5 protein-coding genes are annotated in these 8,449 nt (G+C 61.6%); 1 reads left to right on the top strand and 4 read right to left on the bottom strand.

Annotation, left to right across the window (positions count from 1 at the left end; translation table 11 throughout):
- Nucleotides 1-282: 282 nt before the first annotated feature.
- Together DWW51_RS04775 and DWW51_RS04770 are read right to left on the bottom strand one after the other, a co-directional pair.
- A complete protein-coding gene (locus DWW51_RS04775) occupies nucleotides 283-1,257 on the bottom strand; it encodes a nucleoside hydrolase (RefSeq protein WP_117773690.1) in 975 nt (324 codons plus the stop codon).
- Nucleotides 1,258-1,261: 4 nt separating this feature from the next.
- A complete protein-coding gene (locus tag DWW51_RS04770; RefSeq protein WP_117773689.1) occupies nucleotides 1,262-2,257 on the bottom strand; it encodes a ribokinase in 996 nt (331 codons plus the stop codon).
- 187 nt (nucleotides 2,258-2,444) lie between these two features.
- Here DWW51_RS04770 and DWW51_RS04765 point away from each other — a divergent pair, with 187 nt between their 5' ends.
- Complete coding sequence (locus DWW51_RS04765) at nucleotides 2,445-4,661, top strand: acyltransferase family protein (RefSeq protein WP_117773688.1); 2,217 nt, start codon at nucleotides 2,445-2,447, stop codon at nucleotides 4,659-4,661.
- A gap of 546 nt (nucleotides 4,662-5,207) precedes the next feature.
- On the opposite strand, the gene DWW51_RS04760 is transcribed toward DWW51_RS04765, so the two are convergent.
- Nucleotides 5,208-6,404 carry an Nramp family divalent metal transporter gene (locus tag DWW51_RS04760; RefSeq protein WP_117637211.1) on the bottom strand — a complete coding sequence of 399 codons (1,197 nt, stop codon included), beginning with the start codon at nucleotides 6,402-6,404 and terminating at the stop codon, nucleotides 5,208-5,210.
- 74 nt (nucleotides 6,405-6,478) lie between these two features.
- Nucleotides 6,479-8,323, bottom strand: coding sequence for a magnesium transporter (locus tag DWW51_RS04755; RefSeq protein ID WP_117773687.1), 1,845 nt, complete (start codon nucleotides 8,321-8,323; stop codon nucleotides 6,479-6,481).
- Nucleotides 8,324-8,449 lie beyond the last annotated feature (126 nt).

Here is an 8,449-nt window from a genome sequence, read left to right as displayed (position 1 = left end):
TCCGGTTCGACGAACAGCCGATCGTGTCAAATTTGGTCTAACAGAGCCAAAAGAAAAGGCATGACTGCAAATAGCCGAGCTATCGCGGTCATGCCTTACCAGTAACAATCCGTTGTATCGAGGCGCGGGCATGCCTCCCTAGAAGTAACAATCCGCGCAGCAAAGAATGATAGCCCATATCTTCGCGGGGAGCACCGTCCACAGCCGACCAACGGTAGCATATCGTCCGTGAACGGTTTTGGAAGCGTTGAAACGATTGGGAGGCCGTCTCAATCTTGCGGATCAGCCAAGGACACGGGCCATACGCGTCTTGAACTCGGTCAGGAAGCGCGGGGCGTCGACGGTCAGCGCCACAAGCGCGCTCTTGTCCGGATCGGACAGGCGGTGCTCGTCGCAGATAGTGCGGCCGCGATACTCACCCAGCAAGTCAACACGCAGGTTGCAGCCGAGCGCACCTACGAGCGTGGGGTCGATCGCCACGGCGACAGCAAGCGGATCGTGCAGCGCGCAGCCGCCCAGGTAGGGCGCGTTCATTTCGTACGAACCGATATAGTGCTCGACCATGCTCGCAAACGCGCAGCCAGCCATAGTGCCCGAGCCCGTCCAGCCGGCAACGTCGCGACGTGTGAGCACCACGCGGTGCGTCACATCCAAGCCCACCATGGTGAGCTTGCGGCCCGAGCGCAACACGGCGTCGGCAGCCTCGGGGTCGCCCGCCATGTTGGCCTCGGCGCCCGCGCTCACGTTGCCGGGCACGGTAAGCGCACCGCCCATCACGACCACGCGGCCGATGGACATCATCGCCGCCGCATCGCGCTCCAGGGCAAGCGCCAGATTGGTGAGCGGGCCGGTCGCAACGTAGGCCAGATCGGGACCATAGGTACGCGCGGCATCAATCAGGTAATCGACCGCCGCATTGTCATCGGCCGACGTCGCGCCCACCGGCTCGTACGGCGAGGCGGGCACGCTTGCGCCGCCAATACCGTTCTTGCCGTGGATAAGCGTGGTGGACGCCGGCGGCGTGTAGGGTTCGGTCGCCTTCATGGGACGATCGGCGCCCAGGTACACCGGCACCTCGGGACGACCCAACAGGTCGAGCACCGCCAAGCAGTTGTGCGCCGACTGCTCGACGCGCACGTTGCCAAAGCACGTGGTGATGCCAACGAGCTCCACCTCGGGGCTCGCGATGGCATAGGCGAGCGCCATCGCATCGTCCACACCCATATCCAGATCAAGGATCAGCTTCTTGGTTGCCATTGTTCTACTCCGCTTCTCCGTCTACATCCAAACCGTCTAAACCAAACTTGTGCTCGACTTCCGCACGCGTGGGAATTGATTGCTGAGCGCCCAAGCGCGACACCGTCACCGCCGAGGCGCGAGCGCCCGCCGCCATGCACTCAAAGAGCGGCAGGCCCTCCAGACGAGCTGCAGCAAGCGCGCCAATAAATGTATCGCCCGCGGCCGTCGTATCGACCACCACGCTCGAAAGCGCCGGCATGCGCAGCGGCTCACCGCCATCGCCGAGCGTAACCGAGCCGGCGCCGCCCAGCGTGATGACCGCGGCGCCGGCGCCCTTGTCGAGCAGCGCATTGAGCGCGGCGACGCAGCTCGCATCATCTGTGGGCAGAATGCCCGTCAGCACCTGGCACTCGGTCTCGTTGGGGCAGACCAGGTCGACCGCAGGCCACGCTCCTGCCGGCAGGTCGCAGGCGGGCGCCGGGTTAAAGATCGTATAGAACCCCAGCTCGTGAGCGCAAGAAAGCGCCGCGGCCGTTGCTGCAAGGTCACATTCGCCCTGGGCAATAAAGACGCTTCCGGCAGCCGGGGCAATCTCGCTGGCATCGCCGTCGAGCTCGTCGGCCACCAAGCGCCTCAGTGCGCGGGCAACGTCCTCGCCCGCAAGCGCATGGTTGGCGCCCGGCGACAGCACGATGCGGTTGTCGCTCTCACAGCGAATGATAGTCGCGGTACCGGTCTCCACGTCATCGCGACGCGCCACAAACTCAACGCCCACGCCGGCATCCTGGAGCCCTGCCACAAGCGCATCGCCAAAGGTATCGCGCCCAACAGCGCCAATCATGCACGTGCGCGCACCCATGCGCGCAGCGGCAACGGCCTGATTGGCTCCCTTACCGCCGGCGTTGGTGATAAAACCGCTGCCACCGACGGTCTCGCCCGCGCGCGGCATGCGCTCGCACGCCACCGAAAGGTCCATGTTCATGCTGCCGAACACCGCAACGATGCTGTGATCCGCCATGGAAACCTCCTCGTCTTCAGGCTTTGCGCCCACCGTCGACCAACGATTGTGCACTCTCGCACCCCGTATAACTTTAGTCCACTTTGATGTGGACGCGCGCTTGAGCTTGCGCCAGCAGCAAGCATTCACAGGGGTAGGCAGCTACAATGAATACGTGCTGATTATTCTCGTCATTGGATGATGTATTATGGAACAATTCTCGCAATCGGGCTCGCGCGGTCGACGCCGCACGGGCAACGAGCCGGCGCCGCACGAACGCGTGAAGGGCGAGCGCCGTGCCAACGAGCCGCGACGCACCGCGAGCCCCCATCGCGCTTCTGCCAACAACGCGGGCCGCGCCAACACTCCCGCCGCGGAGCAGACGCCTGCTCGCCCCAAGTCCCGCTACATCCCTGCCCTTGACGGCCTGCGCACGCTTGCCGTCGTCGCGGTGGTGCTCTATCACCTCAACCTCACGTGGGCTCAGGGCGGCCTGCTTGGCGTCACGATCTTCTTTGTGCTTTCGGGCTATCTGATCACGCGCTTGCTGCTCAACGAAGTCGCTAAGACCGGTCGCATCGACCTTAAGAGCTTCTGGATTCGCCGCATCCGTCGCCTGGTCCCCGCCGTGGTAACGGTAGTGTTCGTGACCTGCGCGCTGTGCACCATCTTTAACCACGTGATGCTCACCAAGATGCGTCCCGACATTCTGCCGTCGCTGCTGTTCTTTAACAACTGGTGGCAGATTATGCAGGACGTCTCGTACTTCAACGCCCTGGGCGATCCCTCGCCGCTTACGCACTTTTGGTCGCTCGCCATCGAGGAACAGTTCTACCTGGTTTGGCCCCCGCTGCTGCTCGCTATGGTATCCATGCACATGAGCAAGCCCAACACGCGCCGCATGGTTCTGGGCCTGGCTGCTGTCTCCGCCATCGCCATGATGGTGCTCTATAACCCCGCCGCCGACCCCAGCCGCGTGTACTACGGCACCGACACCCGCGTGTTCTCGCTGCTGCTGGGCGCCTGGATGGCCTTTATCCCCGATTGCGACCTGGCACCGGTGCGTCTCGCTCATCGTTTGGGGCTCAATCGCCTGGCTGGCGCCGCCAAGCACGGCAAGAACGCCGAAAGCAAGCATGACGCTACGACCGACGGCGCAGCCGAGACCGTCCCGACTCAGCCGAGTACGCTCGTGCGTTTTTGGTCCTCACCTGCATCCATCGATGTGTTGGGCGTCGTGGGTCTGGTTGGCCTTGCCGCCATGGTCGCGCTCACCAACGGCTACACCGCGTTCCAGTATCGCGGCGGCACGCTGTTATGCTCCATCCTCACGCTCATGGTCATCGCGGCCTGCGTGCAGCCCCAGGGAATGGTTGCCCGCGCACTGTCCGCCGAGCCGCTCGTGTGGGTTGGCAAGCGCTCGTACAGCATCTACCTGTGGCACTATCCGCTACTGTTGCTCATGAACCCGGTCGCCAACATCAACGATACGCCGTGGTGGCAGTACATTTTGCAGGTGTTGTTGGTGGTCGCCGTAGCCGAATGCTCATATCGCTTTATCGAGACGCCGTTTAGAAAGGGCGCCTTTGGGCGCACCGTATCCGAGTTCCGCAACGGCACCACCACGCCCACCAACTGGGCGCGCGCGCACGTCCCTGTCTGCGCAGCCTGCGCTGTCGTGTTGGTCGTTGCACTGGGCGGCCTGGTCTTTGTGCCCGAGACGTCTGCACTGAGCGGTGAGGGCGCCGAAGTCCTCAACAAGGAAGCCAAGAACACCGCGCCAACGGACCAACAGGCAGCCGACGACACCGACAAGGACAACGACGGCTTCCCCGATGGCTCCTACGACCTGCTGATGATCGGTGACTCCGTGTCGCTGCGCGCCGTCGATTCCTTTGACGGCGTGTTCCCCCACAGTCACATCGATGCCGAAAAGGGCCGCCAGTTTGATGCGGGCCGCGCGACATTTGAGGGCTATCTCCGACAGAACCTTGCCGGCAAGATCGTGGTCTTTGCGCTGGGAACCAATGGCTTGGTAACCGACGACCAGATCGACGCCATCATGGCCGATGCAGGAGATAAGCGTATTGTGGTGTTTGTGAACACGCGCAGCCCGCAGCCGTGGGTTGGCTCTACCAACCAGGCCATCGCCAACGCCGCCACGCGCTACAAGAACGTGCGCGTTATCGACTGGTACGGATACAGTGCCAATCGCAACGACCTGTTCGATGGCGATGGCACGCACCTGTCGACCACTGGCGTGACCGAGTACCTCAACTTGATCCACGATGCAGTCAAGAAGGACCTGCCCGTGCATCCCGAGGATCACGTCAACGATCCGCAGCCGGCGGCCGTCAAGTCTGCCACCGACGCGCTCGTCAATGCGCTCGCTCTCAAGCCGCACAAGCTGGGCACCGACAAGTAACCTGCAGCGCAAACTTCTCACATCCGGAGGGGGTGCCTGCCACGGCAGGCACCCCCTCCGGCAGTTAGGGACGTTCCTTATGTGCCGGCACCTAGGGACACTCCTGGCACAGCCAAGGAACGCCCTCCTTGCGACCGAATTCTGGGCGCCTCGCCACCCCGAGCGTTGTTTCCAAGCCCCACATCCGCAGCAAACAACCCAAAATCACTCTTTTCGAGCCGACTCCAAGAGGTCGTGGACAAAAAGTGGCAAATATGAGTACTGTTACCATTTTAGTAGCAGGCAAAACCACCCAAAATGGCGCCCCTGCGGTAGCGCGCGACCCTTCCAGTTGACCAGAATGGCCGGCTTAGGACTTGGAGACCCGCTTTTAATAAACAGATTCTTAACTATGTTCATTATTTTCTTGGTCGTAAATGCTATCGGCAAGGCAACAGTACTCATATTTGGCATTTTTTGTCCACTGCCATATAACTAACGCCCTATAGCGGGCAAAAAACAGGCCGCAGTCCATCGCTGCGGCCTGTTTGGAGTCCAAAAGAGGCGCTAAGCGCTGTAACCCATCGCCTGCAGAACAAACATGACGACCGTCAGCACCGTAATCACACCGATAGTCGCCCAAGTGAGCACATTCCACACGCGGCCGTTGCGGTTAGTGCCCATAATGTGACGGTCAGCGGCAATAACTACCTGGAACACCAGAACCACGGGCAGCAGCACGCCATTGATGACCTGCGAGGTCATCATAATCTGGAACAGATCGACGCCGGGCATAAGCACCAGCACGGCAGAGATACCGATGATGGCCGTAATGATGCCGCGATAGACCGGGGCCTCGTCCCAGCTGCGGTCGGCACCGCGCTCCCAGCCAAATGCCTCGCAGATAGCGCTCGACGTAACGCCCGGCAGCACGCAGGCGGCCAAGAAGCTCGCCGCGACCAAGCCCGAGGCAAACAGTACCGTGGACCACTGACCCGCAATAGGCTCCAGCGCGCGGGCAGCATCGGCGGCATCGCTAATCTGAATACCCGCCGGGAACAACACCGTACCGGTCGTGATGATAATAAAGCCGGCAATGACATCGGCAGCAAGCGAGCCGCTCACGGTATCAATACGCTGCAGCACGATATCGTCCTCGCCCGCGTTCTTATCGACCACGTTGTTCTGCGCCAAAAAGATCATCCACGGTGCGATGGTGGTACCGATCGTTGCGACCACGAGCGACACGTAGCTGGGGTCGTTTTGAATATTGGGGACGACCAAGTCGACCGCGACCTCGCCCCAGTTGGGGCCGGCCATAAACGCGGCGACGATGTAGGTCACGAACACGCAGCTTACCAGCAGCAAAATCTTCTCGATGCGCTGGAAACTACCCGACATGGTAAGCATCCATACCAGCAGCGCCACCAACGGCACCGAGATGCTCGCCGGCACGCCAAAGAGAGCAAGACCGCTGGCGATGCCCGCAAACTCCGAAATGGTCACAGCCGTGTTGGCGATCAACAGCGCCGCCATAGCAAGTACACTCTTGCGCACGCCAAAGCGCTCGCGAATGAGCGATGCCAGGCCCTTGCCCGTCACGCAGCCGCAACGCGCCGCGGTCTCCTGCGTCACGATGAGCAGCACAGTCATGACGGGAAGCATCCAGAGCATCTTGTAGCCATAGCTGGCGCCCGCACTGGAATACGTTGCAATGCCGCCGGCGTCATTGCCCGAAAGCGCCGCCAGCAGACCGGGACCCATAGCGCCAAAGATGGCCGCGATGGTCAGCTTTTGCTTGGTGCCCGACTTTTGCTTGGTATTTTGCACGCGACCACCTAACCCATGACCGACATGGCGAGCAGCACCGCGGCGATGCAATACGCCACACACGAGATCATGACGGCAATGACGTTCATGGCGGTGCCCGACGTGTTGAGGTCATGCTCGTCACGCCAGAACAGCACCATCAGGTAAATCACGGCACTCATGTTGCCAACCAGGCAAATGATGGCAGCGATATTAAAGCACCCGGTAAAGAGTTGCTCCTCAAACATGGGCGCATCGGGGAACGCAGCGGTGCGCACCAGCTGGGCGCACAGGTAGGTCACGAGCGACAGAATCAGGCCCATGCCCGTGCTCTGGAAGAAGAACCCCAGATACGGCTTGGGCTCGTCGTCGTGACCGTCATACTCCAGGAAGTAGTTCTTGACGAACGACACCATGCGCGAGGCCGCCAGCAGCACGAGCGGCATGGCGCACATGGGGAACACCACCAGATGCGCGGAGCCGAGCGCCGTTCCCAGCACGGTCGCCATGATGCACGATGCGATGCCCCATACAACAACCCAGTACTGGCGATGCACGAACCAGCTGAGCACGTTCGTCGAGTCGTCGGACGCGCTGTCACCCGAGCCGACACCGGCGATCTGCAGGTCCTCCTGATGCTCCTCGGCGATAACGTCCATGGCGTCGTCGAAGGTCACGATGCCCAGGATGTGGCGGTTCTCGTCGCAGACGGGGATAGCGACCAGGTCGTACTTGGTCATCTCGTCCGTCACGTCTTCCTGGTCCTCGTCGGGCGACACATAGACCAGGTCGCGATAGGCCAACTGACCCAGCGTGGCGTCGCGGTCGGCTACGATCAGCGTGCGCAGCGAAAGCACGCCGGTCAGCATGCCACTCGGATCCTCGGTATAGACGTAATAGACGCTCTCGAAGTCCTCGTCGAGCTCGCGAATCGCCTCGATGGCGTCACCGACCGTTGCCGTAGCGGGCAGGGAGACAAACTCCGAGGTCATAATGCGGCCGGCGGTGTTGTCCTCATACCCCAGCAGGTTACGAATCGCCTTCTCCTCCTTGACGCCCATCAGGCGCAGGAGCTTCTCGGCCTTCTCGTAATCAAGCTCGTCGATCAGGTCGGCAGCGTCGTCCGGGTCCATCATGGCCAGCATCGACGATGCGTCGGTGTCGGACAGGCCCTCGAGCATCTCGGTCATAAGCTCGTCGTCATCGAACTCCGAGATGGCCTCGGCGGCCTGGGCAGTATCGAGCTGCGCAAACACCTGCGCACGCAGGCGCGGGTCGAGCTGCTCGATAATGTCGGCGATGTCGGCAGGGTGCAGCTCGCCGAGCGTCTTGTGCGACACCGAGAGTTGGATGTTTTTAGTCGAGCGGTCGAGCAGGTCCATGTAGGACCAAGCGATGATGTCCTCGCTGAGCGGCTTGCCCAGGTGCTTCATAAAGCCCTCGACGACGTGCTCGAGTGCGGGGCTGATCGCGCGCAGCAGACCGCGGGCACCGACCTCGGCGCCCAGCAGGCGCAGCTGGTTTTCGCCCGACATGGAAAACTTGATGTCGTTTACGCGCACGACCTTCATGCCCTGCGTGTCGACAATCTGCTTGTTGAGCACGTCGCGGGCAAGCAAGAGTTCGGTCGGCTGCAGGTACGAAAAACGGATTTCGGTGGCCGACGTCTTAAGGTGTACACCCGTCTCGTCGATACGGTCGACCCATTTGCGCCAGCTGATCATAAACGGCGTCTTGCCGGGGCCGCGGAACGCGAGCGACGTCACGTGCGGAAAAACTTCGCCGGTAGCAATGCCAAAATCGTTGACCACGCCGAGCTTTTCGCCGTCGACGTCCAAGACCGGCAATTTGAGCATCTCACTCAGATAATTCAATGGTGCTCCCCATCATTATTCCTCCGGACGCGGCCGCGCGTGCGGCGTCCGGGGGCTTCTGGATATGTATACGCATGCGCGGGCGGCACGCCGCTCGACGCTTACACCCCGTGCATGCGCAAAAAG

The organism is Collinsella sp. AF15-51 (assembly GCF_003462845.1).
GTDB lineage: Bacteria > Actinomycetota > Coriobacteriia > Coriobacteriales > Coriobacteriaceae > Collinsella.
This window is presented reverse-complemented; position numbering and strand designations above follow the sequence as displayed.

Coding starts and splice junctions, on each gene's coding strand:
- DWW51_RS04770 (WP_117773689.1), bottom strand. CDS start 2,257: ATGGCGGATCACAGCATCGTTGCGGTGTTCGGCAGCATGAACATGGAC.
- DWW51_RS04775 (WP_117773690.1), bottom strand. CDS start 1,257: ATGGCAACCAAGAAGCTGATCCTTGATCTGGATATGGGTGTGGACGAT.
- DWW51_RS04765 (WP_117773688.1), top strand. CDS start 2,445: ATGGAACAATTCTCGCAATCGGGCTCGCGCGGTCGACGCCGCACGGGC.
- DWW51_RS04760 (WP_117637211.1), bottom strand. CDS start 6,404: ATGGGTCCCGGTCTGCTGGCGGCGCTTTCGGGCAATGACGCCGGCGGC.